19 protein-coding genes are annotated in these 23240 nt (G+C 49.1%); 7 read left to right on the top strand and 12 right to left on the bottom strand.

The genetic code is table 11. The features are described 5' to 3' along the window. From JW883_09135 to JW883_09120, 4 genes are all read left to right on the top strand, one after another. A partial coding sequence (locus JW883_09135) for a hypothetical protein (GenBank protein ID MBN1842425.1) occupies window positions 1-2044 on the top strand: 2044 nt, incomplete at its 5' end. Window positions 2045-2212: 168 nt separating this feature from the next. Then, complete coding sequence (locus tag JW883_09130) at window positions 2213-2758, top strand: hypothetical protein (GenBank protein ID MBN1842424.1); 546 nt, start codon at window positions 2213-2215, stop codon at window positions 2756-2758. 1420 nt (window positions 2759-4178) lie between these two features. Continuing rightward, window positions 4179-4754, top strand: a complete 576-nt coding sequence (locus tag JW883_09125) for a YqgE/AlgH family protein (protein MBN1842423.1) — start codon at window positions 4179-4181, stop codon at window positions 4752-4754. A 102-nt stretch (window positions 4755-4856) separates the two neighbouring features. After that, entirely contained in the window at window positions 4857-6221 is a 1365-nt protein-coding gene (locus JW883_09120) for a hypothetical protein (GenBank protein ID MBN1842422.1), read from the top strand. Here the strand turns inward: JW883_09120 and JW883_09115 are convergent. The 6 genes from JW883_09115 to JW883_09090 form a co-directional block, all read right to left on the bottom strand. Then, entirely contained in the window at window positions 6218-6637 is a 420-nt protein-coding gene (locus JW883_09115) for a PilZ domain-containing protein (GenBank protein MBN1842421.1), read from the bottom strand. The two genes, JW883_09120 and JW883_09115, sit on opposite strands and share 4 nt — an antisense overlap. Further along, window positions 6612-7379, bottom strand: a complete 768-nt coding sequence (locus tag JW883_09110) for an OmpA family protein (protein ID MBN1842420.1) — start codon at window positions 7377-7379, stop codon at window positions 6612-6614. The genes JW883_09115 and JW883_09110 overlap by 26 nt, the downstream gene beginning before the upstream one ends. After that, window positions 7372-8151, bottom strand: coding sequence for a MotA/TolQ/ExbB proton channel family protein (locus JW883_09105; GenBank protein MBN1842419.1), 780 nt, complete (start codon window positions 8149-8151; stop codon window positions 7372-7374). Before JW883_09105 ends, JW883_09110 begins: the two co-directional genes overlap by 8 nt. Before the next feature lie 124 nt (window positions 8152-8275). Then, entirely contained in the window at window positions 8276-8731 is a 456-nt protein-coding gene (locus JW883_09100) for a hypothetical protein (protein ID MBN1842418.1), read from the bottom strand. A 15-nt stretch (window positions 8732-8746) separates the two neighbouring features. Further along, on the bottom strand, window positions 8747-10747 hold the full coding sequence (locus JW883_09095; protein MBN1842417.1) for a response regulator: 2001 nt from the start codon (window positions 10745-10747) through the stop codon (window positions 8747-8749). A gap of 77 nt (window positions 10748-10824) precedes the next feature. Continuing rightward, on the bottom strand, window positions 10825-11868 hold the full coding sequence (locus tag JW883_09090) for a type IV pilus twitching motility protein PilT (protein MBN1842416.1): 1044 nt from the start codon (window positions 11866-11868) through the stop codon (window positions 10825-10827). Between the two features lie 300 nt (window positions 11869-12168). On the opposite strand from JW883_09090, the gene JW883_09085 reads away from it, so the two are divergent. Then, window positions 12169-13224: a histone deacetylase gene (locus JW883_09085; GenBank protein MBN1842415.1), complete on the top strand. Its 1056-nt coding sequence runs from the start codon at window positions 12169-12171 to the stop codon at window positions 13222-13224. A gap of 11 nt (window positions 13225-13235) precedes the next feature. On the opposite strand, the gene JW883_09080 is transcribed toward JW883_09085, so the two are convergent. From JW883_09080 to JW883_09055, 6 genes are all read right to left on the bottom strand, one after another. Next, window positions 13236-14213 (bottom strand): branched-chain amino acid ABC transporter permease, encoded by a 978-nt coding sequence (locus tag JW883_09080; protein MBN1842414.1) that lies wholly within the window; start codon window positions 14211-14213, stop codon window positions 13236-13238. Between the two features lie 52 nt (window positions 14214-14265). Next, window positions 14266-15159 carry a branched-chain amino acid ABC transporter permease gene (locus tag JW883_09075; protein MBN1842413.1) on the bottom strand — a complete coding sequence of 298 codons (894 nt, stop codon included), beginning with the start codon at window positions 15157-15159 and terminating at the stop codon, window positions 14266-14268. Window positions 15160-15379: 220 nt separating this feature from the next. Continuing rightward, entirely contained in the window at window positions 15380-16570 is a 1191-nt protein-coding gene (locus tag JW883_09070) for an ABC transporter substrate-binding protein (GenBank protein MBN1842412.1), read from the bottom strand. 50 nt (window positions 16571-16620) lie between these two features. Next, a complete protein-coding gene (locus tag JW883_09065) occupies window positions 16621-17052 on the bottom strand; it encodes an ACT domain-containing protein (GenBank protein MBN1842411.1) in 432 nt (143 codons plus the stop codon). A gap of 14 nt (window positions 17053-17066) precedes the next feature. Next, entirely contained in the window at window positions 17067-18407 is a 1341-nt protein-coding gene (locus JW883_09060; protein ID MBN1842410.1) for a phenylacetate--CoA ligase, read from the bottom strand. Between the two features lie 286 nt (window positions 18408-18693). Then, window positions 18694-19395: a tetratricopeptide repeat protein gene (locus JW883_09055; GenBank protein ID MBN1842409.1), complete on the bottom strand. Its 702-nt coding sequence runs from the start codon at window positions 19393-19395 to the stop codon at window positions 18694-18696. A 910-nt stretch (window positions 19396-20305) separates the two neighbouring features. Between JW883_09055 and JW883_09050 the strand changes: the two genes are divergently transcribed. Continuing rightward, window positions 20306-21652 carry a TolC family protein gene (locus tag JW883_09050; GenBank protein MBN1842408.1) on the top strand — a complete coding sequence of 449 codons (1347 nt, stop codon included), beginning with the start codon at window positions 20306-20308 and terminating at the stop codon, window positions 21650-21652. A gap of 175 nt (window positions 21653-21827) precedes the next feature. Then, window positions 21828-23177, top strand: a complete 1350-nt coding sequence (locus JW883_09045) for a S41 family peptidase (GenBank protein ID MBN1842407.1) — start codon at window positions 21828-21830, stop codon at window positions 23175-23177. Window positions 23178-23240 lie beyond the last annotated feature (63 nt).

Below are 23240 nucleotides of genomic sequence, written 5' to 3'. Positions count from 1 at the left end.
TCCTGCAACCCTTCTAACGAGTAGCCTTTCCATCCCGGGTCTTCATGACACCACCTATGGGTATGATACTCGTGGGCGGCTGACTTCGATTATAACGAATACCAGGGAAACCAGCTTTGTCTATAACGCACAGGGGCTCCTTGACTCCATTACCGACCCCGAAAACCAAACCACATCATACACCTACGATGCCGTGGGCCGCATGACTGGGATCAATCGGCCGGACACCACCACGGTTGGCTTTACGTATGACCAAAACGGCAACATGACGGTATTGACCAATCCTTCAACCATTGACCACGGATTCGGTTATAACGCGGTCAATCGAAACAGCTCTTACCAGACGCCGCTAAGCGGCAGTTATAGTTACGTGTACGACAAGGACAGACGACTCATCCAGACCAACTTTCCTTCAGGTAACCAGATCAACAACATCTATGCTAACGGCAGGCTGGAGCAGATCCAAACGCCGGAGGGAAACATTGATCTCACCTATCTGTGCGGCACCAAGGTGGGGTCGATCACAAAAGGCACAGAATTGATCGTCTACGGCTATGACGGAAAGTTTGTTACGTCCGAGACCTTGAGCGGTATCCTGAATCAATCCCTGGAGTACACCTACAACAACGACTTTAACCTGACCAGTTTCACATATGCCGGCGACACCCATGTATACACCTACGACGATGACGGTCTTTTGACCGGTGCCGGTGGTTTTGCGATCTTTCGCAATGCGGGAAATGGTCTGCCTGAAGCCGTCACTGGCGGGGCTTTGAGTTTGGCCCGCACTTTTAACGGCTACGGTGAGGTGGAGGAAGAGGACTTCGTCGTCAATGGTAGCAGCCTCACCTTATGGGAGCTGACTCGTGATGATAACGGGAGAATAACTGAAAAGGCGGAGACGGCAGACGGGCTTACTTCAAGCTATGCCTATACCTACGATGCCATGGGAAGGCTTCTCACGGTCACCAAGGATGGTAACCTGGTGGAGGAGTACCAGTATGACCTAAACGGCACCCGTTCCTATGAGATGAACACTCTACGGGGCATCGCTGGAAAGACGTTTAGTTACTCTGACGAGGATCATCTTCTCTCTGCGGGAAGCACGACCTACCAGTATGACGTGGATGGGTTCCTGACCACCAAGACGGATGGCGCACATGTCACCACCTACGACTACTCTTCTCGCGGGGAGCTTCTTGGTGTGACCCTGCCGGACGGCACCGTAATCGAATACGTCCACGATCCTCTTGGCAGGAGAATTGCAAAGGTATACAATGATGTCACCACTGAAAAATACCTTTGGGATGGGTTGACTAGGCTTCTGGCAGTATTTGACGGAAGCGACAACCTCATAATGCGTTTTGAATATGCCGACGGCCGAATGCCCGTTGCCATGACCCAGGGTGGCGCCACCTACTACTTGACTTATGACCAGGTGGGGTCATTGCGGGTGGTTGCCGATGCCTCGGGTAATGTGGTCAAGGGAATTGACTATGATTCTTTTGGGAATAGCATCGATGATACAAATTCATCTTTTACGATCCCCTTTGGGTTTGCAGGAGGACTGCACGACAGAGATACCGGCCTTGTAAGGTTCGGCTACAGGGATTATGATCCAGATACTGGGAGATGGACGGCTAAGGATCCGATACTGTTTGCTGGTGGAGATACTGATCTCTATGGGTACTGTCTCAACGATCCGGTTAATTTGGTTGATGATAATGGTTTAATGGCTGCTTTTCATTCACTTAAAGAGGCAGCAAAAACTGGCGAAATGTACCAAAAACTCGACAAAATGGAGGATGAGGCATGGAGGAAGCAAGATACTGAGAGAGCGATAGTCATAAACAGTATTAAGAGGAAACTTCAAAAACAAGGTTATAGTGAGTTACTGGAGGCAATTAGAAATGCCCCTCCTGGAACAACTATTGGCGGGCTCCCCCCAACTACTAAATCCGAGATAGCTATTGAGATTCTAAACGACGTTTTGGACTTGCTAAAGCAACTTGAAAATCATGGTGCGTGCAAACCCAAATATTAGCAATCCGTTGGCGCGTTCATGTACCTCTTACAGATTAGCCATGCTATTAATAACTGAGCGCACAAAAGATTATTCCATCGCAAAGGACTGTAATAAAGGCACTTTACTGGCGTGGTATTGATATTATTATAAATCACATACCCATTTATAGTACTCCATCTTAAGGCCATGAAGACAAAAGTAGTCATTTTGGTTGCAGCATTATTAGCGGTTTCCGTAATGCTAATAGTGGGAGATAAATTAACCAATAGCAGAATAAGCAACAGTATTTCACTTTGTTATTTATACTTGACGTCTCCTAGAGAAGTCTCTTTTGAGCAAATGATAGTCACAGTTCCATATAGCTTTGTCAAGAACGTAGAAGAACAGAGCTTAGTACTAGTAAAATATCCTAAAAGGGATAGTATAATTCTGTTCAAAAGAACTGAGATATTAACTCCTGACCAATTTTTTGACACTTATAGTCATAGATTAGAAAAGCTGCAATTTGTGTCGGTTAACAGAGAGGCAAAGAAGGTCGATCGAAAAGAGTTTTATGTTATTACCGGGTCGGAGAAATCTGACACAACCCAGTGCCAGGAATATGTATTTATTCCTTCTCGGCAAGTTGTAGTTGAATATTTAGGCGGGGAAAACGGTAGAGGTGAATTCTGGACAATTTTGCAGTCTGTCAAATTTGTGGAGAATGAGAGAAACCTTAGGATAGCATCTTAATTATTGAGTTTCAAGAGATGCTGCTCTGGTAACAGGGGGGGACTTGGGGACGTTTGGGACTTGGGGACAGTCTATGATTTTATGCTTTACGCTGGTTGAAGAAAGTTGGTGTCGGGCTTAAATGCCAAGAAAAGCGAGGATAGATGCGCCTGGAGCGTTCCATCACATAATCATCAGGGTAATAGAGCACAGAAAAATATTCCGAGAGGACGCTGATCGAGTCAACTTTTTAGATCGGCTCGGCAGCATCGCGGTCGATACACAAACTCAGTGTTTTGCTTGGGCATTGATTCCCAATCATTTTTTATGTTGAGCTCAACATAAAAACGGTGATTATACAGAACACCTGATTCCGCATAATCTTGATATTGATTGGCAAATCTGGAAAAAAGTTTTGAATAACCCTGATATTGACCGTCAAAAGCGGAACCGATTCCGTGTAATTCTGATATTGGCTGTCTTTTTAGGAACATGAGTGGCCTCTACCCCTTAGGAGGAGCCGTTGTTTTGGAGTGTCCCTGGCGGTTGATCACCAGCTTCAGATTTTGTCTATCCCGTAAATATCACCGGTGAAGTGGCTGTCAAGCCTGTCTAAAGATACCTAGCAACATCGAAACTCAAACCGATCGTTGGCCGATTATAGATTTATTTGCCATGATGTTGATTCTGGGAGTTGTTTCTATCTGAAACAGCTATCACACCGCCAGCAAACTGGCAAGGTGGGGATAAGGGCATCTGCAAATCCTTTCTGTGGTCCCCGGAGTGGTTGCCTCGGTCCAAGTCCCCCCAAAATTCACACCACGGGAAATTGCGATGTTGAATAGTTTATATATAACAAGTAGTTGCGCTTGAGAAACTGCGGTCTGCAAAACCGTTATACACCGGTTCAAATCCGGTTGCCACCTCCATGTAAAGTCAATGGCTTGCAAGGAAATCAATAAGTTGCAAGCCTTTTTCTTTTTTGTCAAACATCACAGAATGTCACAGAAAGCACTCAAGAACACCCTTTTCATTGTGTTTCTCAAGGTCTGCAGGTTGGAGAAAAGGCCGGAAAATTCAAATCTTTCGGTTACCTGCTTTTGAGAAAGAGATGTTTGAGATGCTTTTTGCGGAAGGATGCCATGGCGCGAGCGTCGGCCTCTTGGGTGCTGGCAGATTCATGATGAACCACCAGGGCTTTTCCAGGATCTAAAACAGAGGCCATTGCGCTTCGTTGATATTTTTACTCATTAATGACGAAATATACCTTTTGTGATCATGACTTCTTTTATTGCTTGCGACTTTGACGTTTCCCTTACAGGGGGATTTGCGGTGTTGACACCAGGCAGTTCATGAATTAGAGATGTTAAACTAGCTGGTACGATCTGACTTCCAAGAACCTGATTGATAACACGCTGGAATGAAATATCCTGGAGGAACAATGAGTCAGGAAAAAGCATACGAGACATCCCTGAAAGGACACTTCCTGATTGCCATGCCCAGCCTGCTGGATCCGAATTTTTCCCAAAGCGTGACTTATCTGGGAGAGCACACTCCAGAGGGGGCCATGGGTCTGGTCATCAACCGTGTCCATTCGGAACTGATCACGCAAGCCGTATTCGAGGAACTGAACCTGAAATCCGTGCCCGAAATAAGTTCCCTTCCTCTTCACCTGGGGGGACCTGTGCATACGGAACAGATTTTCATATTGCATGGTCCTCCCTTTGGCTGGGAAGCCTGCCGTCCGGTTACCCCTTCCCTTGCTTTGAGTAATTCCAGAGATCTCGTGGAAGTGCTTGCTCAAGGGAAAGGACCCAAATCTTTCATACTTGCCATCGGGTGTGCGGGTTGGGGGCCAGGCCAGTTGGAATCTGAGATCATGGCCAATTCCTGGCTGACCTGTCCTGCCAATGAAGCTATTCTCTTTGAAACCCCTGTTGAGCAGCGGTGGGAGCAGGCTGCCAGGCTCCTGGGTATCGATCCGGCTCGGCTTGCCGATGTTGCAGGCCATGCATGACCAGGAGGGCCCGGCTACGGAACCCCCTGAGGCAGAGCCATCTCACTCTGACTTAGCCCAAAGGACCAGGTTTTCCATGTGAAACAAAAAGGGAGATGACCAATGTCGAATTTCGCTCAAAAGCACACCAAAGTTACGGCCTTCTATCTCCTCAGCAAGTCCAACCTTACTTTAAAATCACAACTTCGCCATCATTGCAAGTGGAAAAAAGCCGTACTTGTTGTCCCCCTGCTGGCATCCGAATATGGGGATACGGCAAATCGCCCTGTTTTTGAAAACATCCTCAAACAACTCCGCTCTGCCTCGTACCTTTCTCGAATCATTTTTGGTCTCGATCAAGCCGAGACGGAAGATGTGCACGAACTCGCTCGCCTCATTCATCGCTATGACTTAAGAAACTGCCTCATCCAGTACAACGATGGCCTTGGTTTTTCAGGTATTTATGACCAGTTGTCTGAGGCAGGCTTCGGCCTTGATGTGCGAGGCAAGGGTAGGAACATGTTCCTTTCCTTCGGCATAGCCATTGCCCTGGGAGCTCAGAGTGTCGGGCTCATTGATGCCGACATCCGTACGTTCCGACGAGAGCAATTGGACCGGCTCTTTTATCCGGTTCAGGTGCTGAATTATCAGTTTTCCAAAGCGTTCTACGCTCGGTTGAAGGGTAGGCAAATGTACGGCCGGGTCAAAAGACTCCTGCTTGATCCTTTGCTCATCGCTTTGAAGCGAAAATTCACGGATACCAATGAGGCAAAAATTCTACGCCTGGTCGATTTCCTTCTGAATTTCAACTATCAGCTTTCAGGTGAAGTTGTCTTTGATACCAGTCTCCTTAACCGAATGCATTTCGCCATGAATTGGGGCGTGGAAATCTTTACGCTCATTGAAGTCTATCGAAAGGCTACCAATATCGCTCAAGTGGAAATCTCTCATGAACCCTTTGATCACAAACACCAGCTCCTGTCGGAAAAAGACCCGGAAAAAGGTCTTCATAAGATGGTAGTTGATATTGTGACGACAGTTCTGAGTGCCCTGGTTATTGAAGAGGGGTTGGAGATCTCAGATCATTTTATTCGAGATCTGACCGTAACGTATCTGGATGTGGCAGACAGCCTCATCAAAATGTACGCGGATAACGCGGCCTTTTCGGGTCTGCATTATGAAACCAACCTGGAAGAGGCAATGGTTCACGGGATGGTCAAAGACGCCATCCTTTATGCCGGTGATCTGCTCATTTCGCCATATCGGCTCGTGGACCGATTCAGCACTTTTGTGGGAAGCCACGAAGCATTCGAACCTTTCCTGGCTACAGGTTTACTGCAGGCCATTGCGGCCACAGCTCAAAAGAACAGAGAGCAGCTTTTCGAAACCCCTCAAACCGTTTCATGGGAGCGGGTTCAGCGGAAAATACCCAACATTCTTTATGACATAATTGACGTAGTCGAGAAGGAAAAGAGGCTATATCTCTAGATAGTCATGTCTCCAGACTGAGAGACCTGGCGTGAATCTCGTCTTTTTTCCCGCATTTCCTCTACTTGAACTGCCATCACATACTGATGGATTGCATTGACTAAATCATCACTTAACCCTACGAAACGACAATGGCAAACGCCTTGCCGGTCGATCCTGATGACTTCCGTCTTTGCAGTTATGGTTACGTTTTCCCCCGGCAAATCAAGAGTAATTAACTGGGAGTCTCCTGCCGCAAAATTGTCATTGCAAAACGATAGCCCACCGGCACTGATATCCTTTACAAAGAGCGTCTTTCCCTTAAACTCTATTCGTATGGGTTCTGTGGAAAGCGGGCGGACCCGGTATGAGGATCGCCGATCAATTGAGTCGGAAGAAATTATCCCCATATCATTCTGGCTTCTTTTCCAAAACAAACTCCACCCTCCTGTTGCGTGCTCTGTTGCTGTCCGTGTTGTTTGGTACCAGTGGAAGCAATGATCCGTATCCTGTTCCCGTCAGTCTGTTAGGGTCTATACCTCCGTCAATGAGATAGCGAAGCACTGTTGTTGCTCGAACCGCAGATAGCTCCCAGTTCGAAGGAAACTGCGCCGTTGAAATAGGAATATTATCGGAATGACCTTCGATACGGACATTGTATTCCGGATAACGCTTTGATATTTCGACAATATCGTCCAGTATCGGGGTTGCTCCCAGGTTGAGGATTGCGATGCCGGATTCAAAAAGGACCTTGCCTGTCACGCGGATAATAACCTTTGATCCATCCATGGAGACAACGATGTGATCACTCAGTTTGCTTTTGTGAACAAAATGCTGCACATCCCTGTAAATATCCCTCGACGTCAGCCCAATCAAATCTTCCAGGACAATCTTCTTCTCCGATGGGCCGGCCCGTGAACTCGGTTTAGCAAGACCGATAGCCGCAGGGGGAGAGTCAACAACCAGTTCCAGAAGACCCACTGGAGGGGCTTTTTCTCCGAGGCTTATTTGAATTGCAGACAGGGCTTGTTTGAATTTCTCAAGATTCATAGTCGATATGGCAAACAAAAGGACAAAAAAGCAAAGAAGGAGAGTCATCAAATCCGCATAGGTGACCAGCCACCCTACCGTGGATTCCTCTTCCATTATTTCAGAAAGGGTTTGACTGGCTTTATCCATCTTTCTTTTGCGTTGTTCGTTTCATGGGCCTGCGAATTCTGGCAGCTACGTAAGATGAGAGCTTCTCATATACCAACATCGGATTATTATCTTCCAGAATCGATATGCCTCCTTCCGTAATGATCTCCATGTTGATAAGCTCCAAGAGCGTTCTGGACTTTAATTTTCCCGCAACGGGCAGAAAAAACAACGTGGAGAGAAGCGAGCCATAAAAGGTTGTCAAAAGGGCTATGGCCATGGCCGGCCCGATGGAACTCGGCTCCTGCAATCTGCTGAGCATCTGGATCAGGCCTATAAGTGTCCCCAGCATGCCAAAAGCAGGGGCATAAAGACTCATTTTCTTGAAAACGTCCTGAACCATGAAGTGCCTCGCCTTCATCGCCTCCATTTCGATTGCCATTGTCTTGCGGAAGAGCTCTTCCTCAGAACCATCAGCAATCAGATTGCACACTTTTTTCAGAAAAACTGATTGTGTCTTTACGCCGCCCAACTTGACAATCCCTTCTCTCCTGGTGACATAACAAAGTGAAATCATGGTTGATATCATATCATTCGGATCTCGTTTCTTTTCTGAAAACACAAAAAAAGCGGCTTTGAAAGCAGACAATACGTCCCTTAACTGGAAAGTCAAAAAGGTTGCAGCTATTGTCCCGCCGAACACAACCATGAATCCGGGCAGATTAAAGAAATTATGAACACTGCCGCCGATTAATATGGCGGAGATGACCAGCATAACGCCTGAAATAACCCCGATCAGAGATGCAATGTCCATGGACGAACCTCTACCTTTCGACTGAAGACTATCCGAGTGCTCCCTGCAGGAATCATGCCTGGCAATTGCACTGAGACATATTTGGTCTTGCGGAAAACCAGAGGAGGGCCAGAGCGGACTGTTATCACTCTGATAGGCTGGGGCGGACCATCTTGACGAACCGGGAGTTTATCAGATACTCCTTGTCCTCTGCTTCGAGGCAAAAAAACTGCATGCTGTAGTTTAGAAAATCGGACAGACGAGAGTGGCTTTCCGGCAGATCCAGATACACTCTGCCATCCATGTTGTCACCCGAAAGGAAGCAAACCTGAGCTTCGATTTTTTTTTGGTAAGGGAGATCCCTGTTGACTTCATTTCCCTCCAAAAGAACCTTTACAACACATCCCTTTTGAAGCAGGACGACTTCGCCTTCCGCCAACTCCAGAGGCACGAAGTCCCTATCGCCATTGAGTAACTCGGATATGAGCTCGCTGCCTGCACGACTCGGGGATCGTGGTAAAACAAAAAAGTTGCCGGACAGATGGCTCCCGTCGGAGAAAAAGACTTCCGCCCCTTTTTTGATCGTCTCTATCTTGAACACGATTTTCTCCTGAACTCATTCATCCCTTGCCTCATCAATAAGACGTGCGCCCTCTATCAAGAGGGACATGGTAGGGGCATGGATGGTGCGAGCCGGAAAATTGGAACAGGGAATTATCTGGAACTCTCCTTCTTCCCATGTCATGAGCCTGTAAAAGGCCTCCTCTCCTGTCAAGCCTCCCGTGTTAGCATCAATAATCTGGCCCCGTTGCATGCAAATTTTGCCCTTTTCGCCCATATGTTCGAGGCTGATTTCAACATCCTTTTCTCCTGCTGAAAGGCTCTGAATAAAGTCCGTGGAACTCATCTCTTTTAGGGACCCGCTCACGCCTCTCTTTGATTCCTTGGGGCTCCTCATGGCGAGCAAACGTTGAATCTTAAGAGAAAGCAGTTCCAAATCGACCGGCTTCTTGAGGAAATCATCAGCGCCGGCTTCCAGACACTCCGCTGGAAGCCTCTCGCCTTCTTCGGCAGTCACGAAGAAAAACGGGATATGCGCAGTCATGGCGTTTTTTCGCAAAGCCCGGCAGAATCTCAGCCCGTCAGCGCCCGGCATGTTCACCTCGGAAATAACCAAATCAAATTTGGATTTCGACATGATTTCCACGGCCTTGCGGGGGTCCGGCACCGCCTCAACCTCGTAGCCGTCATTACTCAAACGAAGAACCATGCTGGATCCTTGTCCCAGCGCTGGATCCACGACAATAATACGGCCAACAGGCTGATCAACTTCTCTCAGGAATTCCTCGTCCTGAATAAGATGGAGAAAGGCTTCCAGTATGGCTTCGGCTTCGGGAGAAGACGATTTTGGGCTCAGCATTCTTCGGACCCTGCTCATGTCTTTGGCCACATCAGGGTCAGCCCCCTTTAGGTCCTGATACTCCTTCACCAAGTCGAGGATAGCCGCTTCCACCCTCTCGACATTCTCCCCGCGCCGTTCCGGCTCAACGATTTCTTCCAGACGATAGGGCGTAACGACGCGACTCAACAGTTCCGTCCCGATTGCCCCTGCGGAAAGCCATGCTGCCAGCACGGCGCCATCCACCTGGCCAGGGCGCAACTCCAGTCTTAAGGCCAGGAGCTTGCAGTATCTTACCCGCATGAGTATTTCCTGAAGCTGGCCCTGATCATCCTTTAGGTCCTTTCTGACAAGAAAAGCCGTCAAGCCGATAAAGGCCTCGCTCATCTGGCGGTAAGAATACTCCTGGCCCAGCAGGACCGGAGCAAGGTCGTAATACGAGACGTGCGGAAGTTTGATTTCTTGACAGATATCCCTGTGCCAAGAACCCCGGGGCTGGAAAAAACGACCATTGACCAAGAGCAGGTCAGAGGCTTCCCCCTTAAGGGCCTTGACCGTCTCTTGTGGAGACATTACCCATTTTACGTGAGGGTAACCTTCGCCACGCAGGATGGTTCTCAGGGCGCTGGCTCGAGCACGATCAGGTTCAAGGAGGAGGACTTTGCTTTGGCTAGGGGCCCTTTCTTCCAGAGAGATCTTTTCTTTGCTTTTCTGCTGGTCGGCAAGAATGGTAAAGTCCTGCGGAACCTGCAGCTCGGGAGTCGGCGCGTAGGCCTTGCCCTTGTAGTGAACTTCTATGGCCTCCTCAATCTCGGCTGTCGAAGCCACCGTAAATTCGAGCCGGATGGGGGCCGGCAAGATGCTTCGAAGCTGCCCAACTATCTCACCATCCTCCGGATCACCCATGGCGATGGTGAGGAGGTTCTCTTCAGGGTTATGGGATACAGGGAAGACCTTCCAGCGCTCGGCAAACTTGAGAGGGACTATTTCTTTGGCAGAATCCTGAGGCGGTTCTGTCATGAGGGGACGGTAAGGCTTTTTGTAAATCTTGCCAAGGCGCTCTCCCAGCCAAGTATGGTCAACGAAATCGAGAAAAAGGAGCGCCTCCTCCACGGATATCTTCCGCGTCAAGGCGTAGTCTTCCGCCTGCAAGAACTGATCCTCGGTCAATCGACCGCTACTCAGGAGATGACTTCTGAGCTTCGAGGTGTCAGCCATTCTGCTGCTAGTACCTTGTTTCATAAATAACTATGTTAAATTGGCAAAATCGTGCACTGAACTTTCAACACACTGCACTAGGAGGCTCCCTCTGTTTTCTGGATATAAAGATTTGCTTCCTCTTGGCTAACCACGCCTTCTTCTACAAATTTCTTGATGTGGTCTTCCAGGGTTTGCATACCAGCCGCTTTGCCCGTTTGTAGCACTGAAAAGATCTGGTACGTCTTGCCCTCCCTGATAAGGTTCTTGATAGCCTGGTTGCATATCATCACTTCCACCCCAGCAACCCTGCCCTCTCCGCCGGATCTCCTCAACAACTGTTGAGCAACCACGCCTCGCATGGACTCGCTGAGCATGGTCCTGATCTGCGGTTGCTGAGTTGTTGGAAACACGTCAATGATGCGATCAACGGTCTTGGCAGCACTGGATGTGTGGAGGGTGCCGAGGACTAAAAGCCCGGTTTCTGCTCCGGTAAGGGCGAGATGTATGGTCTCCAGATCCCTCATCTCCCCTACAAGGATGACATCAGGATCTTCGCGCAACGCGGCCCTCAAGCCGCCAGAAAAACTCTCCACATGGAAACCTACTTGCCTCTGGTGGATCAGGCACTTCCCCCTGGGATAGATGAACTCGACGGGATCTTCCAGGGTAATAATGTGATGATTATGTTCCTTATTGATCAAATCGATCATGGCGGCAAGTGTCGTGGATTTGCCGGATCCTGTTGGCCCGGTTACCAGCACGAGCCCGTTCTTGACGCGAGCGAGGGAGTGGATAGATTCCGGGAGCATGAGCTCTCTTAAGGTCTTTATCTCTGTGGGAATTAGTCGGAATGCGCCGGCATAGCCTTTTCTCTCCATGAAAACGTTTGCCCGGAAACGTGCCATCCCCTCCATTTCATATGCAAAATCGATATCCATTCTGGCCTTGAGAAGACCCGCCTGTTCCTCGTCGAGCATCTCCAGAAGAATTACTTCTGTCTCCTCAGGAGTAAGGTCATGATACTTGACACGCTGCAGCCGCCCGTCAATACGGAGCATGGGCGGATCACCAGCAGAAACATGAAGATCTGAGGCCCCATGCTGGATCGTCATGTTGAGCAGGACATCAATTTTCGCCAATCCACACCTCCGCGCCTAGCGCCTCACCCTCAGTGCAATAGGAATTCTTACAATCTGATAAAAATTTTAGCAAAGACACAAGAAAAAAACCAGTCCTTTTACGGGTCGTTATGCGTTAAGGGTTTGAACCTACGGCTCTGCAAGGGTATTCTGGGGCCGATAAGAAATCGTTAATACTCCCCTGGCGTTGCCGTGACCTTGGGGTCATTAGGTGTTGCGGGTTACAAGCCAGCATGTTACAGACTCAAACGCGCAACTAACTCATCAGTAACCAGGGACCAAGAAATCAAGGGAGGCATCATGTCGTCAAGCACGGGCGTGGTCCGCCATGACATTTACAAACAGCACCTTGCCGGTTATCCCCATGTTGAAAGCCCACAGCGTCTGGAAGTGATTTATGACATGCTGGATGAGGCAGAGATGGCTGGAAAATTCGTTGCAATCTCGCCCCGTGCAGCCACCCGCGAGGAGCTTGCCTGGGTCCACAGCGAGTCTCACATCCAAAGGGTCGCCGCCACAGACGGAAAGCCCCATTCGTCTCTGGACCCTGATACCCAAACAACCCCCCTGTCCTTTCAGGCGGCTGAACTGGCAGTTGGCGGTCTGCTCTGCCTCGTTGACAAGATCTTTGACGGCACTGTAAGAAACGGTTTTGCCCTGGTAAGACCCCCGGGACATCATGCAGAACGTGACCGCGCTATGGGCTTTTGCCTCTTTAACAATGTGGCCTGCGGCGCCCTCTATGCCATGAACATCCATTCGGTTAAGAGAGTACTCATCGTAGACTGGGACTTGCATCATGGTAACGCCACTCAAAACAGCTTTTATGAAGAACCCGCTGTCCTTTACTTTTCCACACACCAGTTCCCTTACTATCCGGGAAGCGGCGATCTCGCGGAAGTGGGACAGAGCAAGGGCAAGGGCTATACCGTCAATGTGCCGTTATGGCCGGGCCACGGAGATACGGATTTTTTCCAAATTTTCAAACAGATCCTCACTCCTGTTGCAAGCGCATTCCAGCCTGAGTTTATCCTGGTGTCTGCTGGGTTTGACACCTATGTGGATGATCCCCTGGGGGGGATGAAGGTCACACCAAAGGGTTATGCTGCCCTTACTCGTGTTATCATGGAGATTGCCCAAACATATTGCTCTGGCCGGCTGGCCATTACTCTCGAGGGAGGCTATCACCTGGAAGGACTTCGAGAATCAGTCAAGGCGGTACTTAAGGAACTTGCCCGGGAAAGCATACTGACCAAGGACGACTTGGAGTCCCTTGAACAAGGGACAATACCCCCCATTGTAAAAGACGTGATAGAGGTGCAGAGGACGTATTGGCCTTTGAGCTTTCAGCTTTGAGCCTCTCGCTTTCACCCTTCAACTTTGAGCTTTGAGCTCCTGCACAGGCTTCTGACCTTTTCGGGTATGCTTACCACCCCGCCCGGGAGAAAGATCACAATGATCAATACAATGGCACCGTACACCATGACCTCGGCTTCTTCAAAATAGTGAAGCCATTCATAACTGAGAAAAGTGATCAGCACGGCGCCCAGGATGGCCCCCCAAAGACTGTAGATGCCCCCCAGGATGATCATAATAAGAAGTTTGATGGAGACAAAGAGATCAAAGCTCGCAGGGTTGATAAAGTTTAAATAATGGGCATACAGGCTGCCTGCAACCGAGGCCACCACGGCAGACAGCACAAAAACATAGATCTTGTATTTTGCAACGTTCACCCCAACGGCGCTGGCTGCCAACTCGCTGCCGTGTATTGACCGCAGGGCCCTGCCCACCCTTGATTGGATAATGTTAAGACAAAGCAACAGCACCATGAGCACCACGCTCCAGACAAAGAAGTAGTATTTCACGACCGAATCGAGAGCATACCCCATAATGCTAATGCCCGGAATGAAAGCCAGCCCGTCAGGACCTCCTGTAAACGCTATGGACTCATTGAAGATGACCGTGATAATTATGCAAAAAGCCAGGGTAGCCATGGCAAGGTAGTGCCCTCTCAGCCTCAAAGATGGGGCGCCAATTATGAAAGCAACACCCCCGGAGACCACCATGCCAAGGAGGATGCAAAACCATGGATTCACGCCATACCTTGCCGTTATGATACCTGAAACATAGGCCCCCAACCCGAAAAACGAGGCGTGGCCAAGGGATATCTGGCCTGCATAACCCATGAGAAGACAGAGCCCAACTGTTACAAGACTATAAATCCCTACAAAGACCATGACATCCACGTAATGCACTAAAAAACTGATCCATCGGGCAAGCAAAGGAAATAGAAACAGACACACCCCAAAGATTGTCAGATGCACAGCGCTCCTGTTTTTTGCCAATCTGTAACTCCTCGTCATCACTACTTCGCAAAAAAGTCCCCACGCCGTGAGGTCAAAACTTCCTTATTTTGCTCACCTCCGCATTTCCCAACAAACCGCTCGGTCTCACAAACAGAACAAGAAGCAGAAGTAAAAGAGCAAAAACATCCTTGTATCCGGAAGAGACAAGCCCGGCCCCAAGGGACTCAATCAAGCCGATAAGGAGACCGCCGGTCACAGCTCCCGGAAAACTCCCAATACCGCCAAGAACACAAGCCGAAAATCCTTTCACCGCAAGCATGGCGCCTCTATCGTATTCCATAAGAGATATCGGCGTTATCACGATCCCGCCCAGGGCACCAATTGCTGCACTCAAGGCAAAGGAGACAAGGACCATATGTTTGACATTTATGCCAACGAGACTGGATGCGCTCGGATTCACGGCAGAGGCCCTGAGGGCTTTTCCAAGAATGGTGCGGTCGAAAAAGAGAGTTAGCACGACCACGACCACTAACAGGAAACCAACGACCCACAAGCCCTGAGGTTGCACGACGGCCCCCAGAAAAGAGATAGGGTTTCGGCCCGAAAAAGGGGGCAAGTCAAAAGGGTTCTTCCCCCAAAGCATCATGGCGGCTCCTCTGATAAAAAAAGACGCCCCAATCGTAGCAATGACCATGGCAAGAACCGATGGTTTGGAAAGGGGCTTGATGGCTAGTCGATCCAGAAGAATGCCCACCATTGTAACCAGCATGATCGTAAGGGGTAGGGAAAATATCACCGGGATATTCACGGCAACCCGCAAAAATACCATGACCAGCCCCCCCAGCATGACGAACTCACCCTGGGCAAAATTGATGGCCTCGGTAACATTATAAATAATGTTAAACCCGATAGCCACCATGGCATAGATACTCCCGATGGTGACACCGGTTATGGCGTACTGAAGAAGCTGGCTTGCAAAAGAAATCTCTTCCATAATCTTGGTTAAGCCGGTTATGCCCGTTGTGCCTGTTCGCCCGTTATGCCAGTAGACGCGCCAGTTGGCCAATCAGTCCTAAGATATCTCATCAATCGATCCATGATCTTTCGTATCATTTCACTCCTGTGCAACAGATAGGCTCAAACAAGCTTATTGACAAGTTACGTGAACGGGCAAAACCGGCCAACTGGCTAACCGGCCCAACCGATTAATCGGTCAATGCCCAGTCTCCGTTCTTTACCACAACCATCTGGAAGGCCTCTTTAGTAAGACCGTTATGGTCCTTGGGCGAGAAGTTAAATACGCCATGTTGTCCTACATAGCCCTTGAGGTTCTCCAGATAATCCCTGATCTTGGCCTTGTCCGAGCCCACGGCTCCCAGGGCTTTGGTCACCATAGCAAGGGCATCCCAGGCGTGACCTCCAAAGGATGACAGGGCTTCGTTATACTTTGCCTTATAGGCCTTAAGGTATTCCATGGTGACCTTTTTCTGCAGATGAGCTGGCGGAAGCACTTCGGCAATATTGCAGGCCCCCAGGGGACAGTAGACGCCCTCGGCAGCGCCTGCGGCAAGTTCAATGTTTTTGCGGCTCCCAAAACCGTGACTTTGATAGAGAACAATATTGCTCATACCTAACTCTTGGCGGTTTCTCACCACAACCACCTGTGTGGGGCCAATTGACCAGTTCACAATGGCCTGGGGGGCTTTTCCCTTGATCTTGGTGAGCTGAGCTGTCATGTCCGTGTCCTTTGGACCGTATTTCTCGTCTGCTAGGATAGTGATGCCATATTGGGGAGCCAGCCGTAACAATTCACTCCGTCCGCTTGCACCAAAACCGGTGGTGCCAGACATGATGGCGACCTTTGAAATGCCATGCTTTTTCATGTGCGTGTAGATGGCCTCCGCCGCCATGCTGTCAGACTGGGGGGTCTTAAAGACCCACTTCCACTGTTCGCCAGTCTCGGCATTCTTGGTCACAATCTTGTAACTGGCTGCGCATGACACCAGTGGTATCTTGTGCTTTTCTGCCTCTGGAAGGACCGCCAAAGAAAGTCCGCTTAAGGAGGGACCAATTATGGCACAGACTTTATCCTGGCTGATCAGCTTCCGCACGGCAAGAGCACACTTGGTCGAATCGCCTTCGTCGTCATAGATGACCAGTTCCAGGAGATGACCGTTGATACCACCTTTTTTGTTGATCTCTTCCTGGAGCATTACAGCGGTCTTTTTTTCAGGGTCGCCCAAAAAAGAAGCCCTCCCTGTCACTGAGAAGACCGCCCCCACCTTGTAAGCCTCAGCAGCAGACACCTGCACCACGGGTATCAGGATGAAAATCGCCAGAACCACGGCGGCCAACAAACACACCGCCCCTTTGCCAACACTAAGATTTGCCTTCATTGCTGTTGTCCTCCTTTTCATTGGATTTTGTGGGTGGCCACCATGGACACCTACAGCGTGTATACGGTTTTGCCTTCAAGGACTTTTACATTGTTTTCTTGAAGGAGTTTGACTGCGGTATCAATATCATCAAAACGGAAGATGATGACTGCGTTCTTTCCGCTGTGCTGAACAAAAGCGTACATATATTCCACATTGATATTCTGCTTGCTCAAGATATTCAGAATACTGCTCAACCCTCCTGGCCGGTCTTCCACCTCCACTGCTACAACATCAGTCTTTCCCACGGTGAAACCGTGCTCTTTCAAAACTGTCTTGGCCTTGTCATTGTCGTTGACGATTAGACGCAAAATGCCGAAATCAGATGTGTCGGCCAAGGAGAGGGCCCGGATATTCACTCCTGCCCCTGACAGCACCCGGGTGACTTCGGCGAGCCTGCCCGCCTTGTTTTCCAGAAATATGGATATCTGTTCGACTCGCATAACTGCCTCCTTTCCTAAGTCTTGCGTTTGTCTATTACTCGCTGGGCCTTTCCTTCGCTGCGCTGGATGGTCTTGGGTTCTACCAGGCGAACCCTGCATGACACCCCCAGCAGATCCTTAATGTCCTTTTCAATATCCCCTTCTATATTCTGAAGATCCTTCACGGCATCGGAAAAGATCTCTTCGTTGATTTCAACATTTACTTCCAGTGTATCCATGCGCTCTTTGCGATCAACGATCAACAGATAGTGGGGCGCCACTTCCTTTCTGGCCATAAGGACACTCTCTATCTGGGACGGAAAAACATTCACACCTCGAATGATGAGCATGTCATCAGAACGCCCCGTGATCCGTCCCATGCGGACGAGGTTTCTGCCACATCTGCAGGGTTCGCGATGCAACACAGAGAGGTCTCTGGTCCGGTAGCGAATGAGCGGAAAAGCTTCTTTGGTAAGCGTGGTAAAGACCAACTCTCCGGGCTCCCCGTACGGGAGGGGTTCGCCGGTTTCCGGATTGATAATCTCGGCAATGAAATGATCCTCAAAAATGTGCAGCCCGTGCTTGGCCTCCACACACTCCACTGCCACACCGGGCCCCATGACCTCGCTCAGGCCATAGATATCCACAGCATCAAGACCAAGCCGGCTTTCAATTTCATTTCGGATATTCTCAGTCCAGGGCTCAGCGCCAAGAACCCCGACTCTGAACTTTAGCGCCTTAAAATCAACCCCTTCCTCAGCCGCCACATCGGCCAGGCGAAGGGCGTAGGAAGGTGTGCAGGTGATGACCGTGGCGCCAAAATCTCTCATGAGCAAAATCTGTCGCTTGGTGTTGCCCCCAGACACGGGAATCACCGAAGCCCCCAGTCTTTCAGCGCCGTAATGGAAACCAAGGCCACCGGTAAAGAGCCCGTACCCGTAAGCATTATGGACAATATCGCCTTTGTGTGCGCCTGCGGCTGCCAGCGTGCGAGCCATGAGCTCTGACCATGTACGAATGTCCCGGCGCGTGTAGCCCACCACGGTTGGCTTGCCTGTCGTGCCGGAGGAAGCGTGGATCCGTACCACGTTTTCCATTGGCGTGGCAAACATGCCAAATGGATAATTGTCGCGCAAATCCTGTTTCATGGTAAAGGGGAGCTTGGGCAAGTCCTCGAGGGACTTAATGTCGTCTGGTTTCACCCCCTGTTCATCAAACGCCTTTTTGTAAAAAGGAACAATGGCGTACACCCTTTCTGCCAGGTCCCGGAGCCTTTTTAACTGAATGGCTTCAAGGGCCTCCCTCGGCAGGGTCTCAAACTCCTCATCGTAAATCATATCTGATACCTCCTCTAAAGAGTATTGTTCCCGCGCCATCCAGTTCTTTTACGGCAAGCCCGCCCTGGCGGCCCAAAAAAGGCCATGGAGCCAAGCCCCATGGCCTTTTTAATTGTGGACACAAAAAAACCACGGGGCGCCCACCTTCGCCTACCCATGGTCTCTATCTGTCAGCCGGCTTCAGACCTAGGAAGACCCATGGGCAGGCTTCCTAAAAAAGAAGAGGAAACCTCCAAAAAAGGCCTTCACAAAATCCGCAAAAAAACCGTACTGTTTCATAATGTTTGAACTATTATTGGATTTTCCTCGTTGTGTCAAGAAAAATCTACCATTTGAGGCCAAGGACCTTTTCTTCGGCTATCTTGCCGTGGACAGAGGCAGGAAAGTCAGTGAACACCCTGTTGTATGCCTCCATGGCCTTTTCCCGATTGTTCAAGGTCTCATAAATGCGGCCCAGATTGAAATAGGCCCCCGCCTTCATGAATCCACTTTCAGAGTGAGTCAACTTCTGAAAACACTGGGCCGCAGAGCTGTAATCTCTTTTCCCTTCGTAAGCATATGCCAGGCCGTTCCACATGAGCTGTTGGAAAGCTTCTTCTTCTGAAAAAGCCTCAAGCGCCCCCTTGTAAAGCTCAATGGCCTCATCGTACAAACCCTCCTTGTAGTTAATGTCCGCGTACAACGGTAAGCTGAGTTGAGCAGCCTTTGTTGATGGATAATTACGGAGAACCTCGGCAAATTTTGCCTTGGCTGCCTCGTCAAAGTGGGCTGACTTCCCCCCGGAAACTTGCCCAAGATAGTGAACAAGCCCTTCCTCAAATAGAGCATAGGCCTTGCGTTCTGACAGATTCGAGAAATATCGAAATGCCCCCAAAACGAGCATAACAACAACCAATCCGATCAAGGCATAACAAATCCGTCTTTGGTTCTCTGTTGCAAACTGGATCATTTTGGCCGAAAAAGTCAGAAACTCATCCGGCTCTTTAAGAAGTTGTTTTCTTGTTAATCGTTTCTTTTTTTTTGCCATGTTAGCTCCTTCCCCAAAGCCGTGCCTGGCTGTTTTTCCCCAAGGCCCGTAATAGGAACAAAACCTCATTTGCATCTGCGTTTAATACTATCCCCGAAGGATTGCAAGGCATATGTGCACGACAGGAAATTCTTACCTATGCTCTTACTGGCAAGGTCCAAACAATTCTACACCAGGACTAAGTGCATGTGAGACAAGTGATCATAAATATTAGAACATTGGTTGGCCTTCAGGGCTTGGCACGGGATTTGAAGGTGAGGAATCTGGAAATCATAAATCGCCTTGCAAAACAGTCGGAGTTACCACATGTTGCCTATTTCCAGCAGAATCGGAGGTTGAAAACCAAATGGGGACCAATGCGCCCAAATCCGGGGAGGCAAACCCAGCCGAGCCGACGCCGTGTTATAAAAACAGTAGCAAAGAGCAGTTGGCCTGGCAAGAAATCGGATGTCGTGCCCGAGTTTTGATAGCAAGGGTTATCCAGGCGGCAGTTGCTATGTAACTGTGCCCGCAAAGCCTTGCCGAGCTTGGGCATGTCCAATGTTGGATGCGGTGAGGCTTGTGTGGAAGCACCTGAAGTAGAAATCCGGGGCCAGAAGACCCTGCTTTGGTTATCCGCACTCCCAAAAAGCAAAACTCTGAGGTGGGGCCACTTGTCTCTAACCTAGCACAGAGGACGTGGTTTTCCCTCCATCACAGATAGGGCTTGAAATCATAGCACCATGGTATTAGAAGTACCCAGACAAAGAAACCCCCGCCAAACAGGAAGAAGCCCTTTTTCTTGCACGTTCAGCGGAGGCTCTTTGTGCAAGGAAAACCATTGCCGGCACTCCTCGCACCTTCACGTATGTATATCAACAGCGTTTAAATTAATCAATATGGTTTTTCAGATCTCGGAGGCAGTTAACCCATGGAACCTTATCGTTTGCCCTCGGACCAAGCAGCCTTTGTAAAGAAGATCCTCTTCTTTCTTCTTGTGGCTTTCGTCTCTTTGCCCTGGCCTTGTCGAGGCGAACAACCCACGTCGGCTTTTACACTAAAGTCAAGTGTTGACTACGCCCTGAAACACAACACACAGATACTGATCTCCAAGGAAGAGGTTGCTGCCGCCGAAGCAAATAAGAAAAAGCAATTCACAGAATTTCTGCCCAAGCTCAGCGGCAGCTACACGTACATGCGGTTGGATGAGGATAAAACGATTGCCCCAGGTGTTTTCACAAGCCCTGAAAATCTATACGCTTTTGTGGCTACCCTCGACCAACCGATCTTCTCTGGGTTTTCTCGGTTAGCAGAGCACAATATATCTCGCCTGGGCCTTGATGTTACAAGATATCTCGAACAGCAAGCCCGCTATAATGTCATTCTGGAGGTTAAACGTGCATATTTTGTAATTCTTCAGAGGATAAAACTCCAAGGTGTTGCTAAACAAGCTGTGACCCAGTTGTCAGCCCACGCAGAAGTTGCCCGAAACTTCTATGAGGTGGGTATGATACCGAAAAATAATCTTCTCGAGGCACAGGTTGAACTGGCCAATGCCAGACAGGACCTCGTGGTGGCAGATAACAATGTTCAACTTGCAAATTCGCAATTCAACACCATTCTGAGACGGCCCATTGATGCGCCCGTGCTTATAGAGGATGTCATGACTCTTGAGCCTTTCACCGACGCTTATGAGGAGTGTGTGGAAACAGCTCTGAGACGAAGACCCGAGAGACTCATTGCCAACCTGGAAGTGGAGACCGCTGAAGAACAAGTGCGCTTGACCAAGAAGGACTACTTCCCGTCCATAGACCTTCAGGCAAACTATTACAGCAGGGGCGACAGCCCAGAACTAAATGGCGGAACAGGTATTGCCGATGAAGAAGAATGGGATCTTGTAGCAACCGCATCTTGGACTTTCTGGCAATGGGGAAAAACGCGTTACGGGGTGACGGAAAAACTGAGGCGCTTGGCACAGACAAAGCTCAAGAGGACTGAAATCGAGGACAACATCCGGCAGCAGGTAAAAGTAGCTTACCTCAAACTGAAAGAATCCGAAAAGAACATAGTAACGGTAAAAAAGGCCGTGGAACAGGCCCAAGAGAACTTCAGGATTAGTGAAGATCGTTACAAAGAGCAAGTGGCCACATCCACAGAGGTTCTCGACGCCCGAACGCTTCTCACCAAGACACAGACGAATTACTATAATGCATTGAGGACATACAACATATCCAAAGCAGAGCTTGACTGGGCTATGGGGGTAGAGCTCGAAGAGTAGAGAATCCAGGTCTAAAGGGTCTTATTTTCCAAATTGAATATAGCTTTAATAGTGGTTTATTCTCTGTGCTGACTATGGTATGGTTATTGCCTGCACCAAAAATGATTTCGGCATGTTAGTACGAATGCCTCCAGACTCGCTTGTTGGTCGAGTCTGGAGATAACCGGGAGGACTTATGAGACTCTTGCCAAAACAATACAAAGGATTCATCTGTGTAATTCTTCTTTGCTCTGCTGGTCTGTGGCTTGGCTCCGCCGGAGTTCAGGAACACCTGTTGGCAGGGACAGAGAAGACCTATGAAGAGCTCAAGATATTTAGCGATATTCTTGATATCGTAGAAAAAAACTATGTGGACACGGTAGATTCCAAGAAGTTGATTCGCGGCGCCATTCAGGGTATGTTGAAATCTCTTGACCCCCACTCATCATTTCTGTCGCCTGAAGCCTACAAGGAACTTCGGATAGACACTAAAGGAGAATTCAGTGGTATAGGCATCGTTATAACTATGCAAAACCACCAATTGACAGTGATATCCCCTATTGAGGGGTCTCCCGCTCACACGGCCGGTGTCAAGGCTGGAGACCGTATTATTAATGTGGACGGGGAAGACACAAAAGAGATGAAGCTTTGGGAAGCCGTCAAGAAAATGCGAGGAAAGAAGGGAAGCACTGTTGTAATTACGGTTTGGCGAAAAGAGGCTCCCGAGCCTATAGAATTCAAGATTGTTCGTGATGTTATCCCGTTGGAAAGTGTACGTTCCTATACCCTTAAGCCTGGTTACGGTTATTTGCGGATTACGAACTTCAGGGACCGAACCTACGGCGATGTAACGGCAGCTCTGGTGGAACTGGAATCAGGTGAAACGCCATTAGAAGGTCTGATCTTCGATCTTAGGGACAACCCTGGTGGCTTACTGGAACAGGCCGTTAAGGTGGCGGACACCTTTCTGCAAGAAGGACAGATCGTGTCTATTAAGGGGAGGTCCGGGTCCCACTCCAAGGTATATTCTGCTCATTCCGACAAAGAAAAACATGCCTACCCCATTGTCCTCCTGATCAACGAAGGAAGTGCGAGCGCATCAGAAATCGTAGCTGGAGCCTTGCAAGATCATGCCCGCGCACTTATTTTGGGCGCCACCTCTTTCGGAAAGGGATCTGTCCAAGCCGTAGAGCCGTTACGTGATGGGTCCGGTTTGAAACTCACCATCGCCCGGTACTACACGCCAAATGGCCATGCAATACAGGCAGAAGGGATTAAGCCTGATGTTGTTGTGGAGGAAAGATTCATTCAGCAAATCGACACTGAGAAAAAACATCATATCCAAGAGAGAGATCTTTTAAACCATATCTCGGCTGAACCAGATGAGGGTGTGTCGGAAAAAGGTAGTAAAAAAAGGTATATGGGGCAGGTGTTTGGCGAGGAGCCATCTGAAGCGGTTCAAGAACTGCTGACAAAGGACAATCAGGCCAAAAGAGCCCTGGAAATTCTCACAAGTTGGCAAATATTTTCAAAGACGTCCTTTTAGACTTACCCCGGACAAACACTAACCAGAAAACACTACATCAAAGATCTTTGGCAGAAAGAACAC

The sequence above is a fragment of the Deltaproteobacteria bacterium genome, assembly GCA_016930875.1.
GTDB lineage: Bacteria > Desulfobacterota > Desulfobacteria > Desulfobacterales.
The sequence above is the reverse complement of the archived record's forward strand: the minus strand, read 5'-3'. Positions and strand labels throughout refer to the sequence as shown.